Raw genomic sequence first — 18384 nt, 5'->3', positions numbered from 1 at the left:
ATCTTAGTTTAAATTTCTTTAAATAAATTGTTTGATTGTAAGGGCAGTGATTTTAACGCATTGGCAAGTTTTTAATCTGTAAATCTGTGGCTTTTTATTAACGAATTTCATTGCTCGGGCTAAATAATTACTTTTGTGCGCACCACACAAAATAGATATGCTTCAAATACAAGAAAATATTTCGCTTAAACCTTATAACTCATTCGGTATTGATGTTAAGGCCAAATTTTTTGTCGAAATTTTTAATGAAGATGATTTAGCGAAGCTTTTCGAAAATGATTTGGCTCACAAACAAAAGCTATTAATTGTTGGTGGCGGGAGCAATATCCTTTTTACTCAGAATTTTGATGGTCTGGTTATCAAAATGAGTATTAAAGGCATCGAATCGAAAATTGAAGAAGACAAAGTTTTAGTTACTGCAGGTGCTGGCGAAGTTTGGAACGATTTTGTAAATTATTGTGTAGCGCATGGTTTTGCGGGTGTAGAAAATTTAAGCTTAATTCCCGGTACAGTAGGGGCATCGCCAATTCAAAATATTGGCGCTTATGGTGTAGAATTAAAAGATGTTTTTGAAAGTTGCACAGCTTTTGAGATTAGAACAGGTATAATTAAAACCTTTGCTTTTGCCGATTGCCATTTTGGGTATAGAGAAAGCATTTTTAAAAGCGAGTTAAAAGGGCAGTACATCATTACTTCGGTAACATTTAAATTGGCTACAGAGGCAGAAATTAATACTTCTTACGGTGCAATAGAAACAGAATTGCAAAAAAGAGGTATAGTAGCGCCAAACATTGCAGATGTTTCTGTAGCAGTATCGCACATTAGAGTGAGTAAACTTCCCGATCCATCTACAATAGGTAACGCCGGCAGCTTTTTCAAAAATCCGGTAATCGAGAAACACGAATTTGCAGATGTTGTAGCAAAACACCCCGATGTGGTGCATTATCCTACGGCAGATGATAAAATAAAACTCGCCGCAGGTTGGTTGATAGAGCAATGCGGCTGGAAAGGAAAAATTGTGGGCGAAACCGGTACTTGGAAAAATCAGGCTTTGGTTTTAGTTAACCATGGAAACGCAACTGGCACAGAGGTTTTTAATTTTTCTGCACAAATTATAGACAGTGTTAAGTCTACTTTTGGAGTCACATTGGAGCGAGAAGTAAATATTCTGTGACGAAAATACGCTTCTGCGTACTTTTACGCTTTTGGCACGGTGCATTTATTTTTTGGTACTAAGTTTGTTTATGTTTTAGTATAAATGAAAACAAATCATTTGTTTTTTTAAATCTTATCCTAAAGCTAAACATCATGACAAAATTTGAATTCAACCATCTTGTTAACCATCACTCGGTATCTCTTAGATCTTACGCGTTAAACTTTACAAAAGATGCAGAAGATGCAAACGATCTTGTTCAGGATACAATGCTTAAAGCCATTACCTACTATAATAAATTTAAAGAAGGTACAAACTTAAAAGGCTGGTTGTTCACCATCATGAAAAATACGTTCATTAACAACTATCGCCGTTTAGTTAAAACAAATACATTAATTACACAAAGCGAAGATATTTCTTCAGCAAATCTTTCTTACAGCGCAACTAAAAACCAAGCTGAAAGTAAATTTGTAATGGGCGATATCGATAAAGCACTGGCACAATTGCCTCAAGAATATTATGTTCCATTTATCCGTTATTTCGAAGGTTATAAATACCATGAAATTGCAGATATGTTGCAAATTCCAATCGGAACAGTAAAAACTAGAATCCACGTAGCCAGAGGGATTCTTAAAAAATATCTTAAAACATATTCTAAAGATCTTGCCATTGCAGAAATGGTATAAAAACACATCGATTGAAAAACTAGAGGCTCAGATTTATCTGGGCCTTTTTTATTTCATTTTTTTGAAGAGCAATGTCTGTGGTTCTCAGGTTGGTTTTAGTGCCGCTTTTCCTTTTGCCGATTGCTTCCAGGGCCGATTGCTCGGTAAAGAATCAGCATCCGATCAATCGGGGTTATTTTAATTTAATTAGGTGGTTAAGCACCTACAATAAAATTGACTGCTAAAATGGTTTAGAATTTTCTGGGATAAAAAAGCTGTAAAAAGCAAAAGGCTTGGGAACTCCCGAGCCTTTTTGCTTATCATATATTTGGTTAGTTGATTCTTATGTTTTATTTCAACAATTCGCCTTCTCTCTAATTCCGAAACAAATGCAAACCTTGATTGATTATGTGTTTCAAGTAAAAATTGCAGTGTTTTTGTTTTGTGGTTATAAAGATAAGCGAAATTTTAATTTTGTCAAGCTTTTTTTAACTTTTTTTTTATTTCTTTTGCAACCACCTGTCCCGATATGATTGCAGGGGGCACGCCGGGGCCTGGAACGGTTAATTGCCCGGTATATAAAAGATTTGTTACTTTGCTTTTCATACTGGGTTTAAGAAAGGCCGTCTGTTTCAAAGTGTTAGCTAAACCATAGGCATTACCCTTAAAAGCATGGTAATCTTCAACGAAATCGTTCATCGCATAACTTCTCTTAAACAAAATAGCGTCATTAATATCGTTTCCGGTTAAATCTTTGAAGCGGTCTATCAGCAAATCGAAATATTTTTCGCGTTCGCTTTCGTTATCTTTCAGTCCCGGAGCAATGGGGATCAAAAAAAACAAATTCTCACAACCCTCTGGCGCAACGCTCGCATCGGTAATTGAAGGGCAACACGCATAAAACAAAGGTTTTGATGGCCATTTTGGGTTGGTATAGATTTCTTCTGCATGCGCATCAAAGTTTTCGTCGAAAAACAAATTATGATGAAGTATATTATTTAGCTTTTTATTTAAGCCGATATAAAACAATAAACATGATGGTGCCATTGTTCTGCTATCCCAGTATTTGGCAGAATAATTTCGGTAAGGTTTATCTAAAAGATTCTGATCTATATGGTGGTAATCTGCATTGGCAACAATAAAATCTGTTTTATAAGTTCCGTTGTTGGTTGATACTTCTTCAGCAAGACCTTCTTTTACGATTATTTTTTTTACTTCTGTGTTAAAAATAAATTTTACCCCTTGTTCTTCAGCTATCTTTTGCATGGCCGAAACAATTTTATGCATTCCGCCCATTGGATACCAGGTGCCCAAAACTAAATCGGCATAATTCATTAAACTATACAACGCCGGGGTGTTTTGTGGTGTTGCCCCCAAAAAAAGAACTGGAAATTCTAAAAGCTTTCTAAGTTTCTCGTTTTTAAAAAGTTTATAAACATGCTTGCGCATGTTTCCCAAAAGCTGAAGCTTTATACCGCTTACTGCTAAACGGGGATCAAAATATTCCATTACGCTGTGCGAAGGCTTGAAAACATATTCGTTCATGCCAACATCATATTTGTATTGGGCTTGGGCCAGAAATGAATCTAAATTTTTCGTACTCCCGGGTTCGAGTTCTTCAAACAGTTTGTATAAATTTTCTAGTGTTGCCGGAACATCAATAGTGTCGTTTTTACCAAAATATATACGGTATGATGGATTTAATCTTTTCAGTATGTAAAAGTCTGAAGTAGTTCTATTAAATAACTTAAAATAGTTTTCAAAAACATCTGGCATCCAGTACCAACTTGGTCCCATATCGAATAGAAAGCCATCTTTTTCCCATGTTCTAGCACGACCACCAGCCATTTCGTTTTTTTCTAAAACAGTAACTTCAAAACCATCTTTTGCTAAAAGAGCGGCTGCAGACAGACCAGCAAAACCAGCACCAATAACCGTAATTTTAGGTTTTTTATCCATTGTGTAAATAAAGCGATTTTTGAGGATTTTGTTTAAAGTATTTGTGCATTGAGAATGATTTTAATGTTTTGTTAGATTAAATCGACTGCTTAGCGAGCATGATGACAAATCTCGACCAGCAATCCATGAATGTTAGTCGGGATTTGCAATCCGTTTAATGGAGCTAAGGATTTTTAATCCTTATTCATTGCCAAAGCGTTTACAAGCGTCCCAAAAAAACCGATTCCCTTTTCTTACCTTTGCCACACACATGCTTAAACTTAAATTTCTATTTTTTTTAATCTTTGTTCTGGGATTTCAATTGGTTAGGGCTCAATTGTCATCAAAAGAAATCGCCAATCTTAAGGTCGATTTGGTCAAAGCCGTAGAAGATCCGAAGCTTACAGATTCTTTGTCTAATAAATTGAATAAACTCCAAAATAAAAACGGCCTTATTACAGCTTACGCAGGTACGCTCGAAGCATTAAAAGCGAAGCATGCCTGGAATCCATATAATAAAATAAAGTATGTAAAGCTTTCGCTTAAAACAATGCAGAAAGCAATCGATTTGGATAAAGAAAATATGGAAATCCGGTTTATGCGTTTTTCGATTGAACACTTTACGCCTGGTTTTTTGGGCTTTAGCAAAGATTTAACTTTAGATAGGAAAGAGATTGTAAAGCATTACCAAAGCAATAACTTTGGTGTGGCCAACGCTGAATTAATAAAAAATGTAGCCAAGTTTATGATTGAAAGTAAACGTTGCACGCCTGCCGAAATTAAAATTTTTAAGAAATATATTTAAATGAACTACACCTACCTGCTCATAAACATCGGCGTAATTTTCTTTCCGTTAATTTTATCTTTTGATAAAAAGGTTCATTTTTTTAGTAAATGGAAATTTGTTTTGCCAGCCATTTTAATTACAGGAATTGTTTTTCTGATCTGGGATTTACTCTTTGTAAAATTGAATGTTTGGTCGTTTAATTCTGATTATATCATTGGTATTAAGTTATTTGGTTTGCCCTTAGAAGAAATTCTATTCTTTTTAACAGTTCCTTATGCCTGCATTTTTATCTATGAATGTTTAAATGCCTATTTCCCTGCAAATACTTTACAGAAATACAGTTTGGCCATTAGCAATCTATTTTTAGGCCTTTGCATTGCAATTCTATTTTTCGGCTATAGTAGGTGGTATACGCTAATAAATTTCGGTTTTTTATTTTTGGTTTTGGCCTATATAGAATATGTAAACATAGAATTTAGATTTATGTACAAGTTTTTTAGGGCTTATTTGGTTTCTCTAATTCCTTTCTATATTGTTAATGGATTTTTAACGGCAATACCTGTTGTTATTTACAATAACCAAGAAAATTTAGGCTTTAGAGTTGGAACCATTCCTTTTGAAGATCATTTTTATTTAATGGGACTTTTGTTGATGAATGTTTATTTATATGAATTTTTTAAAAGTAAAAAAAGCAATCAAGGCGAAAGCTCTTTAGTTTCTGAAAAGGAAAGGTTAGGAGTTCTTGGAGGTTTTTAGTCCTGCTTTGCATTACAAGTCCGCACTCGTGCCTCGCTTGCGGGCTTTTCATTGCAATCAGGTTTAGGTAATTGTGGGTCTTGCACCCTGCAACCCCAAAAATGAAATGCAGTTTTTGCCCTTTGGCCCCGATTGAAGCGCTACCCTGCAATAAGGAGGAACGACGATTGAACGGTAAAAGCGTAAAGCGGGATGAAATTTATTATTTTGCACAGGCATTGCGCTTCAAAAAAAATACCAATGGATTTACCGGTTTATACCAAACAACAACTTGCTTTAAGAAACGGACAGGATAAACCGCAGATTTGGGTCGCCTACAAAGGTTTTATTTACGATATGACCGAAAGTCGCTTATGGCGAAATGGTAAACATTACGAACATTGGGCCGGGCAGGATTTAACAGATGAATTGCCAGATGCACCGCATACTGAGGCAGTTTTTGAAAAATTTACCCCGATTGGAAAAGTAAAATAGCCACTGATTCACGATTAAATTAAATGTGAATCAGTAGCCAAATTTTATGATTTAATAGAGGTTAGCTTCTATTTGATGATGGATTAAAGTTCGATGGTGAAAGCGCTTAAGCTTACAAATTCCTGAATTCTAGCCGCAACCTCATCATCGGTTAGGTTTAATAATTTTTCTGTTCCAAATTTCTCTACACAGAAAGAAGCTAGTGCTGAACCATAAATGATAGCGTTTTTCATATTATTGAAGTTGACGGTTCCAACTTTGGCCAAGTAACCGATAAACCCACCGGCAAAAGTATCGCCTGCGCCTGTTGGATCAAAAACTTCTGCCAAAGGCAATGCCGGAGCAGAGAAAATCTGATCTTCGTGGAATAATAAAGCACCGTGCTCGCCTTTTTTAATGATTAGGTATTTTGGCCCCATGGTTAAAATTTTCTTGGCGGCTTTAACTAAAGAATATTCTCCAGATAATTGGCGAGCCTCTGCATCGTTAATGGTTAAAACATCAACCAATTTAATGGTTTCCAATAAATCGTCCATCATAATGTCCATCCAGAAGTTCATGGTGTCCATTACGATTAGCTTAGGGCGGTTTTTAAGGCGTTTAATAACCGTTTGTTGTACCTGTGGAGTTAAATTGCCCAACATAAGGTATTCGCAATCCTGATAGCTATCGGGAATAATTGGGTCGAAGTTTTCCAATACATTTAATTCAGTAATTAAAGTATCGCGGCTGTTCATGTCGTTGTGGTATTTTCCCGACCAGAAAAAGGATTTTTCGCCTTGTTTAATCTGCAAACCTTCGGTATCAATTCCGTGTTGGGTAAAAGTATCAATATCCGATTGTTGAAAATCATCACCAACTACTGCAACAATTTTTGCTTTATTATAGAAGTAAGAAGCAGCCAAACTAGCGTAAGTTGCGGCGCCACCAACAATTTTATCCGTTTTTCCGAATGGAGTTTCAATAGCATCAAAAGCTACAGTACCTATGATTATCAGGCTCATATATGTTTATTTATTTTTTTTTGAAAATTTTTCACTGCAAATATTGCATAAATAATTTAAAAGCCCTAATATTGCATTCCCAAAACGAACAAGGGTATATGTACTGCAAAGCACAAATAACCTCGTTTTAGGAAACGACCAGTACTCCTTCTTAGCTCAGCTGGTTAGAGCATCTGACTGTTAATCAGAGGGTCGCTGGTTCGAGCCCAGCAGAGGGAGCAAAATCCCCACAGCAATGTGGGGATTTTTTTATGACACAATTGCCAGATGATTTTGGCAAAATATATTAAACCAGAATAAATATTCCTTCTTAGCTCAGCTGGTTAGAGTCCCGATTTGTCGGGATTAATCAGAGGGAAAGAGAAAGAAAATTGAAAGTATAAATACTCCTTCTTAGCTCAGCTGGTTAGAGTCCCGATTTGTCGGGATTAATCAGAGGGAAAGAGAAAGAAAATTGAAAGTATAAATACTCCTTCTTAGCTCAGTTGGTTAGAGTCCCGATTTGTCGGGATTAATCAGAGGGAAAGAGAAAGAACATTGAAAGTATAAATACTCCTTCTTAGCTCAGCTGGTTAGAGCATCTGACTGTTAATCAGAGGGTCGCTGGTTCGAGCCCAGCAGAGGGAGCCAATGTCAAGAACAAGCCTTATCACGCCCGATAAGGCTTTCTTGTTTTTAAAATATTTATTTCAGCTGGTTAGAGTCCTAATTCATCGGAATTGATCAGAGGGTCGCTTGGGAGTAAGATCCCGATTTTCATCGGGAAGCCCAGCAGAGGGAGCAAGATTTACAAGCCTTACCGCATTCGGTAGGGCTTTGTTGTTTTGTAAAATTAAATTTATCTTGTATTAGCATCGCAAAACTCCCTGTTTTGTTTTCATCCCAGTAATTTTACCGAATGATGTACCATGTTTTACCTATATATTCTTTACTCCGTTTCTTCTAATAAATATTACGTGGGTTACACTGATTGTATCGAAAGACGGCTCTTTGAACATAATAACAGTAATAGAACAACTTATACTTCCAAACATCGTCCGTGGGTTTTAAAAAAATCAATTGAACTTACCAACAATCGTGGTTTAGCTCTGAAGATTGAGAAAGCAATAAAAAAGCTAAAAAGTCGGAAAATTATAGAAAGTATAATTACAACCGTATCCACCGTTGAGGAACTGGCCAAGCTGGTTAATATTATAATTTATTGAGATTAATTCTGCCTACTTTCACTAAAGTCTTTAATCCATTGAATAGCAAAATTAATAGGCTCTGGAGATTTTGTAGAAGAGGTATTGTGTCCAAATTCAGAGAACAATTTGTACTGATATAATTTCCCTTGCGCTTTAAGTATATCAAGGTTTTCCATTGATAAATGAACAGGCGCTTGTATGTCTTTGCCTCCAAAAAGCCAAAGACCAGGGATAGAAAGTTTGGAGAGTGCATCCCGAGGATCGGTAGCAATAAATTGATAGCGGTCTGGATCATTCTTGATGTGTTCTCGTGCTTCAGCTTCTGTGTGTTTTTCCCAAAACTTAGAATTCCCTGCTGTGTAAAACTGAAATCGCAACTGCTCTAAGGTTGTAACCACAGGACAACTGAACAAAACGATAAAATTAATATTGCGATTTTTTTGAGCGGCTATCGGAATAATCCAACCGGCCTGACTAAATCCCATTAAACCCATTGGCATGTGATTGGGGAGTTGCGCCGATAACGTTTTGGATGCGTTGCCTGCATCTAAAGCCAATAAGTTAAGGTTGGCAGAATCTATATTATTGGTTCCTACTTCTGGGCCAGCATATACACCGCCCGATTTTCCTACACCGCGTTTATCATAAGTTAATACCGTGATCCCGTTTTTCGCCAAAAGCGATGCCATCCCCGGCATTCTGGTTTCTTGGCCAGAACCATGTATCAAAACTACAGCTGCATAACTGTGTTTTGGCTTGTAAAGCGTGCCTTTTAGCTTTGCATTAGCGCTTTTAAAGCTTATGTTTTTTACGGTGAAGTCTGGTCGATAAGTAGAATCGGGAATAGTTTGTTCAAACAATCTATTGCCTAAGCAACAGATTAATAGAAGTAAATATGGTTTCATTTGATGTCTTATTGTCAATTATAATTATTTAATTTTAAGACAAGATACCCTAACGGAAACCTGCGTAGGGATAAATGTGACGGAATGGGGGATAATTGTGATGAAAAGATTGTTAATTAATATCCCGCTGATTTAATAACACAGTTTTTAATTAGGAAACCCAGCTGGAGCTAAATTAAAATGATCCATTTAAAATTAAGCTGGCACATATTTATCGATTACCTTGCCTCCTTGATAAACGGTCGATTCCTCTAATTTTAAAACTGTCTGATCGTGAAAAATAGAAAGCCCTTTTCCAATGGCAACCGGACTTCTGAAAATAAAGTATTCATCAATCAAATTTAAACGGATGAGTGAACTTACAAAATCAGCTCCTCCATATACCAAAAGATCTTTCCCGTCTTCTGCTTTTAGTGCTTGAACAGCAGTAGCCAAGTCGCCATTTTCCACTTTTAAATTTCTACCTTTTATATCACTTTGTGTATGGCTAAAAACGATTTTACGCATATTAACCATTCGTTGTGCCAAGGGTTGTTCGGGGCTATCGGGTATATTATCGACTACATTTTCCCAATGTTTGATAAAATCAGAAGTCATTTTGCGGCCCAATAAAATTATATCAGAACTATCTGCCAATTCAATTACTCTAGTAAACACGGCTTCGTCTCGTGTGCCATTCATCCACATCCAATCCAATTCGCCATTTGGCCCAGCTACAAAACCATCTAATGTCATTTGTACTTGTAATTTTAGTTTTCTCATCACAATTATTTTTAAGTTGATTAAGATTTTATTGTACATCAAATATCGATAGTAAGCCTGCGAAAATATGGGTACGATCGCGACAAAATAAGAGGTGGTTTACGCAAGAAGCTTCGGAATTATTGAAAGACAATGCATACTTTCGTAATTCTGAAAACAAATCATTTGAACTAAAGCAATGTCGAAAAAAGCAAAATCCATTCCTGTAAACCCGATGGTGAATGATTTTGATACCGATATTTCTATAGAAAGAATTGTTATTGAAGATTTACTCGCTTTGGATAAGAAGAATTTAACGGGTTTTGAGGCAGAAAATCAATCACATCGGCACGACCGTCATTCATTCTTTTTGCTAGAAAGTGGAACAGTTCAGCTAGAAATTGATTTTAAAACATATACGATTGAACCTTCAACAATTATTTACATCCATCCAGATCAGGTACATCAAACAACTGCATTTAAAAATGTTATTGTAAGCAGCTGGGCGATTAATAACGAGCGTTTAAATCCCGAATACCTAAAATTGTTAGAGGGTTTAAAACCTGTAATGCCATTGGTTTTGGAAAAAGAAATTGCATTGATTTTTAGCGAAACGGTATCGCTTTTCTTAAAATTTGCTAAACGAAATACAGATAAGCTTTATCATGATTTACTTAGAGATAGTTGTAATGCACTGGTAGCGCTAGTCATTTCTCAATATTTGGAGCAAGCGAAACCAACTGACAAAGTTTCTAGATTTGAATTGGTAACCAGCGCTTTTAGGGAAGTTTTAGAGCAGAATTATGCCGCCGTTAAAAGTCCGGCAGCATATGCCGAAAAATTAAATTTATCTACAGCTTACTTAAACGAATGTGTAAAAAATGCAACAGGTTATCCGGTTTCATACCACATTCAGCAACGCGTAATTTTAGAGGCAAAACGATTACTTTATCATTCAAGCAAATCGGTAAAAGAAATTGCATTTGAATTAGGCTATAACGATTATCCATATTTTTCGCGTCTGTTTGCCAAGCTTGTTGGAACAACCGCGTTGGCATTTCGAAACAAAAACCTCGATTAATCCAATACTTACGTTGATTTGCCATTTTTTATCCTTTCCACCTAATGTTTCTTTGTGTCCTCAAATAAATTGAATAACAATGGAACCGTTTAAAAATAAAAGGATACTTATTTCTGGTGCAAGTATGGCCGGACTTTCAGCAGCACATTTATTAAACAAACTAGGATATCAGGTTACCGTTGTAGAGATGGCTAACGAGCCTCGAATTAATGGAGCTGCGGTTGATATTAAGGGAAATGCAATCAACACGGTAAAGCGAATGGAAATTTTTGAGGAATTGAAATTGAACAGGTTACAGGTAGAACGGGTTGAGTTTAAAAACGCAGAAAATATTACAGAAGGGTTAATAGATTTAAAAGCACTAGCAGATGAAACTAATGATGATGAGCTTGAAATTGAAAGAGATAAATTTGTAGCTGCTTTATTTGGCAGGTTGCAGAACAATGTCGAATTTATTTTTAACAATAGTATTACAGCTCTGGACGAAACAAAAGCTGAAATAGCGGTCAGTTTTAAAAATGGAGAGCAACGTGCATTCGATTTGGTACTTGGATGTGATGGAATGCACTCCAAGGTTAGAAAAATCTGGTTTGGCGAGGAGCATGGATTTACACATTTTTTAGGCGCTTATTTTTCGATTACAATTGTAAACAAGCTGTTAATCGAACAAAAAACCATGCAGATGTTTAATCTGCCAGGCAGAGCCATTACACTTAATGCTTATAATGGTAAAACAGATATTATTTTTTGCTTTCTCTCCGAGAATCAAATTCTTTACAACTATCGCGATGAGGCGCAACAGCGAAAAATTATTATGGAGGAATTTGCAGATGCCGGGTGGAGAACAGTTGAATTGATGGAAGAACTGAAAAATACAAAAGGTTTTTATTTCGATAAATTTTGCCAGATAAAAATGCCAACTTGGACAAAGGGTAGAGTAGCCTTGATTGGCGATGCAGGCTATTGCGCTTCGCCAGCTGCGGGGATGGGTGCATCATTAGCGATAGAAGGTGCCTCAGCGTTAGCCGATGCCTTACAAAAACATAATGGGAACTTTGAATTGGCTTTTTCGGATTATAATAGAAATCTCCGCCCGTTTGTAGAAGAAATTCAGGCAATGGCCGAATTAAACGTTAAAGAGAATTTTATTCCAAAAACCGAGGAAGCCATTCGCGTTAGAAATGCACAAAAAACTCCATTCTAGAATCTTGTATTTATAGAAAGTTAGTCAAACAAATCCTGAGGAAATTAATGCTTAATGGATTTGTTTGACTAATTCCTTTTCGCTTTCTTTAGCAGACCACTATCCAAACTTTCGTTTATTTTTTGTTCGGCATAATTCCAAAGATTGGTGGAACCTAGCTTTATGGCACTTTTTTTCTCGTAGACTTTCTCATAAGGCACATCAAACTCTTTCCAAGTGCCGCCATTATTGCTTAAATTTTGTAGTAATGGCTCCAGTCTGTCCATTGCTCTCGCGAATTTGGCTTCGGCAGTTTTACCTTCTTCAAATTCCTCCCAAATGCTCAACAAATCAGCGGTTTGGTTGGCGGGTAGCAAACCAAAAATACGCTCTGCTGCCAATCGCTCATTATCTGTATTGTTATGATTAAGTTCATTATCGTATAAAAATACATCGCCTGCATCAATTTCAACAATATCATGAATCAAAACCATTTTTATCACTTTTAGCAAATCAACTGGTTCATCAGAATGTTGAGCCAGCACAATTGCCATGAGTGCCAAATGCCAGCTATGTTCGGCGTCGTTTTCATTGCGATCACTTCCAAATAACTTAGTCTTGCGATTGATGTATTTTACCTTATCAATCTCTTTGATGAAGTTTAATTGATTCTGAAGATCATTCTCGAATTCCATATGTCCTAACTAAATTATATATCTCTTTTTTGGGTTTTTATAACAATTTTTCATAGCAGAAAAACCGAAGATTTGGTCGTTTTGCAAGGCCAATTTCGCCACTAAAAGTATAGCCCAATTTTGGGAAAAGTGCTTTGGTGGCTAAATTTTCGCTGTTGGTATCAACCCTTAAAATTTTAATGCCTCGATCTTTGGCAACAATTTCAGCTTGTTCCATAAGCGCTCTGGCAATTCCTTTGCCCTGGCAGTCTGGATCTACTGCCAATCTGTGTGTTACAATTGCCTCTTCGCCAATATCCCAACCTGCATCTGCATATTCAGGATCCTGATCTGTAGTAATTGCCGAAACACCAGCCACTTGACCATCAATTTCAGCCACCCAAAGTTGCCCAACAGCAATATCGGCATTAAATACTTCTGGATTTGGGTAATCGGTATCCCATTGAAAATTTCCAATGGCATGCATCAATGGAATTACTTTTTTTACCAAAAGCATAATTTTAGAAACATCATCTAAATTGGCTAGTCTTATTATCATTGCGCAAATATAAAAGAATGCCCAGAAATTGTAATTCTGAATCCATTACCTTCCAGATTTCTATGAAGTCTTCATTTTAAATTATCCCATTTCCTTTCTATATTAGTTAACAATAAGCAATCTCACAAACAGTTAATCTCTAGATAAATGAAAAGGACTTTATTAATAATTTTTGTTATTGGCGCATCTTTTCTATCGGGTTTCGCTTTTAAATCAATCATTACAAAACAAAATAATAGGAAAATGAAAAAAGTAACAGGCATCGGAGGCGTTTTCTTTAAATGCAAAGACCCGAAAAAAGTAACAGAGTGGTATCAAAAACATCTCGGTTTAAATACCAACCCCTATGGCGCAACTTTCGATTGGTTTGAAGGAGCAGATAGTACCAAAAAAGGTCAAACACAATGGACACCTTTTGCCGAAACCACCAAGTATTTTGAACCTTCTAACAAGGATTTTATGATTAACTACAGAGTCGAAAATTTGGAAGCACTTGTTGCAGATTTGAAAAAGGAAGGTGTAACTATTGTAGATACGATAGAAACTTACGATTACGGGAAGTTTGTTCATATTTTGGATGCCGAGGGGAACAAAGTTCAGTTGTGGGAACCGAAAGATTAATGTGATTAATCAAAGCTTAATGGGAAACATCAAGATCAGATTAACTCCAACAGAAAAAAATGAATTGGAAACATTTTTTCAATTTCAGCTGGATGAAGAAGCAAGGTTTTTGGCCGCATTTACAGCGAGAGACTCAACTGACAAAAATGCCTATATTGAAAAGTATGCTAAGCATTTAGCAAATCCTACTATTAATATGCAAACGATCTGGGTAAATGATATTATTGCGGGAAGTTTAGCAAAATTTGTTTTAGGAAACGAAACTGAAATTACTTATTGGATTGATAGAAAATTCTGGGGGCAAGGTGTTGCTAAAACCGCACTGAACGATTTTTTAAAATTTGAAAAAACCAGACCGATTTTTGGGCGTGTAGCATTTGATAATTATGGCTCGCAAAAAGTTTTAGAGTATTGTGGTTTTATAAAAATCGGGCAGGATAAAGGGTTTGCCAATGCTAGACAGGTGGAAATTGAAGAATTTATTTATAAACTTTCTAATTAGAAAGCGAATACAACACTAATTTAAACCAATCATTTGAAAAATAAATAGATATGCCAACTTCCTTTAATGATTTAATTAAAAAAGCTTATACCGCTTTTAATGAACGAGACATTGATAAAGCCTTATCAACTATGCAACCAAATGTACAGTGGTCTAAAGCTTGGGAGGGTGGTTACATCAGCGGACATGATGAGATAAGAGCATATTGGACAAGGCAATGGAAAGAGATCAATCCAAATGTTGAACCCGTTGGATTTTTAGAAAGAGCAAACGGAAGTTTAGAGGTTGAAGTGAAGCAAAAAGTTAAAGATTTGGAAGGCAATTCTATATTTGATGGAACAGTTAAACACGTTTACACTTTCGAAGATGGATTAATTAAAACTATGGATATTGAGTTGGTTTAGCGAACAAAATCTATACATTGTAATGGAGATAGAAACTGGAATTGACGATTTTATTAATAAATATAATATCCAAGAAGTATTATTTAATTCCTTTAGAAACTTAGTAAATAATAATTCAATTGGGGATTTAGATATTGAAAACAAAGATATATTTATCCATGCTGAAAATATAAACTTTAAAATTACAGCATTAAATCATTTTAAATTTAGCACTCTAATTTTAAGAAATGAAAAAATAATAGGTAGCTATTCGTTGGTTTTCACAAGGGAAGGAAATCTGGTTGATGAGCTTTTTATAATTGATTAGTAATTAAATTGGATGTTAGTAGAAACACTGAAATTATTATTTACCAGAGATTTAGAACGGTTGAGGAAAGAAATTGAACTTTATCGTGATGAGCATAATCTATGGAAAGTTGATGCAGAAATTGCAAATTCAGCAGGCAATTTATGCCTGCATTTAATTGGCAACTTGAATACTTATATCGGCAATGAGATTGGCAAAACAGGCTACATTAGAGATAGACCTTTAGAGTTTTCCTTGAAAGATATTCCGAAGCTCGAACTGCTAAAAAAAATCGATGAAACAATTTTAGTTGTTAATCAATCATTGGATAAATTAACAGAGGAAGAACTACAGAATGAATATCCAATTATCGTATTGGATAAAGCCACATCTTATGAATATTTTCTTGTGCATTTAACTACCCATTTGGGCTATCATTTAGGGCAAATTAATTACCATAGGAGGTTGTTGGATCGCATTTACAGACATGACTGAAATTGATAAAATACTTCAAAAATATAATTGGCCAAAAAACGAATTTGTCAGAAATTTAAACTTTCAAGAAATAGAAAATAAGATTGAATTTGAATTACCAGAAGATTATAAACAGTTTCTTTTAAAATACCCTGGGTATGAAATTCAACTCGGAGAGGAGTATATTAAACTTTGGGATTACGATAAATTGCTAGAATGGAATGAAGGATATGAGATTATTCAAGAACTTAGATTAACCTTAGGAATTGGAGATAATGGTGGAGGCGAATTTATAGGACTTGAAAAACTTATCAACGGACATACTAGAGTCGTATTAACACCATTTATTGATCTTAACATAGAAAATCATATCGAAATAGGAAGTTCATTTACAGATTTCTTAAAACGTTTAGACAATGGAAAGACATGGTTTAATGAAGGTAAATCACAATAATAGAATAGCTGATGAACCATTGCTAAACTTTTGGTCGAGATTTGTTCCAAAGGAAACTACTATGTAGCAATCTCGTCATAAAAGCTGTGGATTTAAAATCCACTGATTCTACCCAGCCTCGCAAATACGGATTGCTTAGCCACCCTGCTATTTGGCATAGGAGCTGATGAAAGGAGAAAACGTTAAAGCTTTTGCAGAAACATTCAATTTCTTACAGTCCAAGGCAACGCGTCCTGCCCGATTTTTCATCGGGTACTTGTGTTGCCACTTTAAAAGCTTTAACGAATTTGTCCGCCATCAGCTTCAAGCCTTGATCTTTTGTTTCTTTTCTATCAAGAGAAAAGAAAAAGCCCTTCGGCGGCATTGAGCCTAGGCAAGCCTAAGCGTTGGGTGAATTGGATAGAGATTGCATCACTAAAAGTTTTACTACATTTAGAATCTAAAATAAATTCTAAATATTAAGCCACTGGTCGAGATTTGCAGTCCACTGATTCAATGCAATAATATAAATCCAAAAATGAATCTTTCCATCCAATCCTTATTTCCAGACGATTCCACATCGCATTTTGTGCATAGCTTTTGGTTATTGGAAAACAAAACCGGAAAAGACATTCCATCAACGGTTTTGCCGAACGGAATGATGGACTTAATGGTAATAAAAACGAGTTCTGGTGATTGGGAAATGTTTTTAAGAGGTATTGATAATGCGCCAAGCCAAGTATCCATAACGGCAGATACGGTTATGTTTTCTATCGGTTTTAAGTTATTGGCTGTAGAATATCTATTTGGAGATTCGATTAAAGATGTCCTTAATGAAGGAAAAAAGATTTCAAACGATTTCTGGCAATTTGAAGCATTTGATATGATGAGTTTGGAGAATTTTTACAACAAAGCGGTAGAAAGAATTAAAACCGTTTCAGCTGAAAGTATCGATAATCGAAAGAAAAAATTGTTCGAACTTATTTATGCCACAGATGGTTCAATTAGCGTAAAGGAACTTTCAGAGCAAGTGTACTGGAGCAGTAGGCAAATTAATCGATATTTCAACCAGCAATTTGGCATTTCGTTAAAGGCATATTGCAGCATTCTTCGTTTCAAAGCCTCATTTAAACATATTAGTGAAGGCAAACTTTTTCCCGAACAAAACTTTACAGATCAAAACCATTTCATCAAAGAAATTAAAAAATACGCTGGTGTTACGCCAAAAGAATTGAGCAAGAATAAAGATGAACGCTTTATAGACATCGCTGCAATTAAAAAACATCCTTGATAAAACGACCGATTTTTACTATTTCTTGATCCAACCATTGTCCAACTTTGCATTACAATTAAAGAATGCAACATGTTACTACAAAATAAAAAGATAGCAATAGTAGGTGGCGGTCCTGGCGGACTCACACTAGCCAGATTACTGCAGCAAAAAGGCGCTGAGGTAAAAGTTTACGAGAGAGATCAAGATCAGTTTGGGCGACAACAAGGCGCAACACTCGATTTACATTATGAATCTGGATTAAAGGCATTACGTGCAGCGGGACTAATTGAAGAATTTGCAAAAAACTACCGTCCAGGAGCCGAAAGAATAACCATTACCGATAATAACGCAACCATTCATTATACCGAACGGGATGAGGCGCCTCTGCAAGATTTAAACAGCATCTACGCCCGACCCGAAATTGACCGCAGCCCACTTCGAGATTTGCTCATTGCATCATTACAGGAGGATACCATTATCTGGGATTCGAAATTTTTAGAACTTACAAAAAATAGTGATGGCTGGAACATGGTTTTCGAAAATGGAAATACGGCCTATGCAGATCTTATAATTGCTGCGGACGGAGCAAATTCTAAAATCAGAAAGTATCTTACAAACATTCAACGCATTTACTCAGGCGTAACCATTGTAGAAGGAAATATTTACAATGCCGCTATCAATGCGCCACATTTATGGGAGTTGACCAACGGAGGAAAGGTTTTTGCGTTATGGAAAAATAAAACCGTTTTTCTGAGCGCAAAAGGAGAAGGTTCGCTTTCCTTTTATACCAGTACCAAAGAAACAGAAGATTGGGCAAAATCATCAGGTATAGATTTTACAAATAAAGCGCACGTTTTTACATGGTTTAAACAACGCTTTTCGGATTGGAGTAACGATTGGCACGAAATCTTTTTAACCGATGAATCTTATTTTGTTGTTCGTCCTCAATATCATTTTCCGGCAGATCAATCTTGGCAAAGTGTCCCTAATTTAACCATGATTGGTGATGCTGCGCATGTTACGCCACCTTCAGGAGAGGGTGTTAACCTTGCCATGCAAGATGCACTGGAATTGTATGAAGCACTTTGTGTAGATGGATTTACAACAACGTTTGAAGCCATCCAATCATTTGAAGGGAAAATGCATGCCAGAGCTTCCATCGGAACCAAAGAGGCGTTAGAAATGGTTGAGGAGATGACATCCGAAAACAATCTTCAGCAGATGCTGAATTTTTTTAACCAAATGGTCGATTTAAAAAAAGGCGATCAAACTAACTAATTATCA

Annotated in this window: 22 protein-coding genes and 2 tRNA genes; 18 read left to right on the top strand and 6 right to left on the bottom strand. The window is 36.0% G+C overall.

The genetic code is table 11. The annotated features are described in order from the left end of the window. The first annotated feature begins 157 nt into the window (after nt 1-157). Both murB and DF947_RS09415 read left to right on the top strand, forming a co-directional pair. The gene (gene murB / locus DF947_RS09420) at nt 158-1174 is read left to right on the top strand and encodes a UDP-N-acetylmuramate dehydrogenase (protein ID WP_109929449.1); all 1017 of its coding nucleotides are present in this window, start codon (nt 158-160) and stop codon (nt 1172-1174) included. Between the two features lie 134 nt (nt 1175-1308). Continuing rightward, nucleotides 1309-1839 (top strand): RNA polymerase sigma factor, encoded by a 531-nt coding sequence (locus DF947_RS09415; protein WP_109929448.1) that lies wholly within the window; start codon nt 1309-1311, stop codon nt 1837-1839. A 456-nt stretch (nt 1840-2295) separates the two neighbouring features. Here the strand turns inward: DF947_RS09415 and DF947_RS09405 are convergent, their stop codons facing one another. Beyond that, the gene (locus DF947_RS09405; RefSeq protein WP_109929446.1) at nt 2296-3777 is read right to left on the bottom strand and encodes a phytoene desaturase family protein; all 1482 of its coding nucleotides are present in this window, start codon (nt 3775-3777) and stop codon (nt 2296-2298) included. Nucleotides 3778-4027: 250 nt separating this feature from the next. Here DF947_RS09405 and DF947_RS09400 point away from each other — a divergent pair, with 250 nt between their 5' ends. From DF947_RS09400 to DF947_RS09390, 3 genes are all read left to right on the top strand, one after another. Beyond that, the gene (locus DF947_RS09400; RefSeq protein ID WP_146202891.1) at nt 4028-4561 is read left to right on the top strand and encodes a hypothetical protein; all 534 of its coding nucleotides are present in this window, start codon (nt 4028-4030) and stop codon (nt 4559-4561) included. Then, nucleotides 4562-5299 carry a lycopene cyclase domain-containing protein gene (locus DF947_RS09395; RefSeq protein WP_109929444.1) on the top strand — a complete coding sequence of 246 codons (738 nt, stop codon included), beginning with the start codon at nt 4562-4564 and terminating at the stop codon, nt 5297-5299. A 240-nt stretch (nt 5300-5539) separates the two neighbouring features. Next, entirely contained in the window at nt 5540-5773 is a 234-nt protein-coding gene (locus DF947_RS09390; protein ID WP_109929443.1) for a cytochrome b5 domain-containing protein, read from the top strand. Nucleotides 5774-5856: 83 nt separating this feature from the next. On the opposite strand, the gene DF947_RS09385 is transcribed toward DF947_RS09390, so the two are convergent. Next, nucleotides 5857-6777: a PfkB family carbohydrate kinase gene (locus DF947_RS09385; RefSeq protein WP_109929442.1), complete on the bottom strand. Its 921-nt coding sequence runs from the start codon at nt 6775-6777 to the stop codon at nt 5857-5859. Between the two features lie 145 nt (nt 6778-6922). On the opposite strand from DF947_RS09385, the gene DF947_RS09380 reads away from it, so the two are divergent. The 3 genes from DF947_RS09380 to DF947_RS22675 all read left to right on the top strand — a co-directional run bounded on the left by DF947_RS09380 (nt 6923) and on the right by DF947_RS22675 (nt 7982). Next, nucleotides 6923-6996: transfer RNA gene (locus DF947_RS09380), tRNA-Asn, on the top strand. Between the two features lie 334 nt (nt 6997-7330). Further along, nucleotides 7331-7407, top strand: a tRNA-Asn gene (locus DF947_RS09375). A 278-nt stretch (nt 7408-7685) separates the two neighbouring features. Continuing rightward, complete coding sequence (locus DF947_RS22675; RefSeq protein WP_109929441.1) at nt 7686-7982, top strand: GIY-YIG nuclease family protein; 297 nt, start codon at nt 7686-7688, stop codon at nt 7980-7982. Between the two features lie 2 nt (nt 7983-7984). On the opposite strand, the gene DF947_RS09365 is transcribed toward DF947_RS22675, so the two are convergent. Beyond that, nucleotides 7985-8869 carry an alpha/beta hydrolase family protein gene (locus tag DF947_RS09365; RefSeq protein WP_109929440.1) on the bottom strand — a complete coding sequence of 295 codons (885 nt, stop codon included), beginning with the start codon at nt 8867-8869 and terminating at the stop codon, nt 7985-7987. Between the two features lie 195 nt (nt 8870-9064). Further along, nucleotides 9065-9631, bottom strand: a complete 567-nt coding sequence (locus DF947_RS09360) for a dihydrofolate reductase family protein (protein WP_109929772.1) — start codon at nt 9629-9631, stop codon at nt 9065-9067. Nucleotides 9632-9809: 178 nt separating this feature from the next. Between DF947_RS09360 and DF947_RS09355 the strand changes: the two genes are divergently transcribed. Further along, entirely contained in the window at nt 9810-10691 is an 882-nt protein-coding gene (locus tag DF947_RS09355; protein WP_109929439.1) for a helix-turn-helix domain-containing protein, read from the top strand. A 79-nt stretch (nt 10692-10770) separates the two neighbouring features. Continuing rightward, nucleotides 10771-11895 carry an FAD-dependent monooxygenase gene (locus tag DF947_RS09350; RefSeq protein ID WP_109929438.1) on the top strand — a complete coding sequence of 375 codons (1125 nt, stop codon included), beginning with the start codon at nt 10771-10773 and terminating at the stop codon, nt 11893-11895. 68 nt (nt 11896-11963) lie between these two features. Here the strand turns inward: DF947_RS09350 and DF947_RS09345 are convergent, their stop codons facing one another. Both DF947_RS09345 and DF947_RS09340 read right to left on the bottom strand, forming a co-directional pair. Then, nucleotides 11964-12569, bottom strand: a complete 606-nt coding sequence (locus DF947_RS09345; RefSeq protein WP_109929437.1) for an HD domain-containing protein — start codon at nt 12567-12569, stop codon at nt 11964-11966. 37 nt (nt 12570-12606) lie between these two features. Further along, nucleotides 12607-13107, bottom strand: a complete 501-nt coding sequence (locus DF947_RS09340) for a GNAT family N-acetyltransferase (protein ID WP_109929436.1) — start codon at nt 13105-13107, stop codon at nt 12607-12609. 243 nt (nt 13108-13350) lie between these two features. Between DF947_RS09340 and DF947_RS09335 the strand changes: the two genes are divergently transcribed. The 8 genes from DF947_RS09335 to DF947_RS09300 all read left to right on the top strand — a co-directional run bounded on the left by DF947_RS09335 (nt 13351) and on the right by DF947_RS09300 (nt 18378). Next, a complete protein-coding gene (locus DF947_RS09335) occupies nt 13351-13728 on the top strand; it encodes a VOC family protein (protein ID WP_109929771.1) in 378 nt (125 codons plus the stop codon). Beyond that, complete coding sequence (locus DF947_RS09330) at nt 13685-14230, top strand: GNAT family N-acetyltransferase (RefSeq protein ID WP_205940766.1); 546 nt, start codon at nt 13685-13687, stop codon at nt 14228-14230. Before DF947_RS09335 ends, DF947_RS09330 begins: the two co-directional genes overlap by 44 nt. Nucleotides 14231-14280: 50 nt before the next feature. Continuing rightward, nucleotides 14281-14634: a nuclear transport factor 2 family protein gene (locus DF947_RS09325; RefSeq protein ID WP_109929434.1), complete on the top strand. Its 354-nt coding sequence runs from the start codon at nt 14281-14283 to the stop codon at nt 14632-14634. 22 nt (nt 14635-14656) lie between these two features. After that, nucleotides 14657-14941: a hypothetical protein gene (locus DF947_RS09320; protein ID WP_146202890.1), complete on the top strand. Its 285-nt coding sequence runs from the start codon at nt 14657-14659 to the stop codon at nt 14939-14941. A gap of 12 nt (nt 14942-14953) precedes the next feature. Beyond that, a complete protein-coding gene (locus tag DF947_RS09315) occupies nt 14954-15415 on the top strand; it encodes a DinB family protein (RefSeq protein WP_109929432.1) in 462 nt (153 codons plus the stop codon). Next, a complete protein-coding gene (locus tag DF947_RS09310; protein ID WP_109929431.1) occupies nt 15408-15848 on the top strand; it encodes an SMI1/KNR4 family protein in 441 nt (146 codons plus the stop codon). The genes DF947_RS09315 and DF947_RS09310 overlap by 8 nt, the downstream gene beginning before the upstream one ends. Nucleotides 15849-16365: 517 nt before the next feature. Continuing rightward, the gene (locus DF947_RS09305; RefSeq protein ID WP_109929430.1) at nt 16366-17118 is read left to right on the top strand and encodes a helix-turn-helix domain-containing protein; all 753 of its coding nucleotides are present in this window, start codon (nt 16366-16368) and stop codon (nt 17116-17118) included. 72 nt (nt 17119-17190) lie between these two features. Continuing rightward, nucleotides 17191-18378, top strand: coding sequence for an FAD-dependent oxidoreductase (locus DF947_RS09300; RefSeq protein WP_109929429.1), 1188 nt, complete (start codon nt 17191-17193; stop codon nt 18376-18378). Nucleotides 18379-18384 lie beyond the last annotated feature (6 nt).

It is taken from the genome of Pedobacter paludis, assembly GCF_003173575.1.
Lineage (GTDB): Bacteria > Bacteroidota > Bacteroidia > Sphingobacteriales > Sphingobacteriaceae > Pedobacter > Pedobacter paludis.
This window is presented reverse-complemented; position numbering and strand designations above follow the sequence as displayed.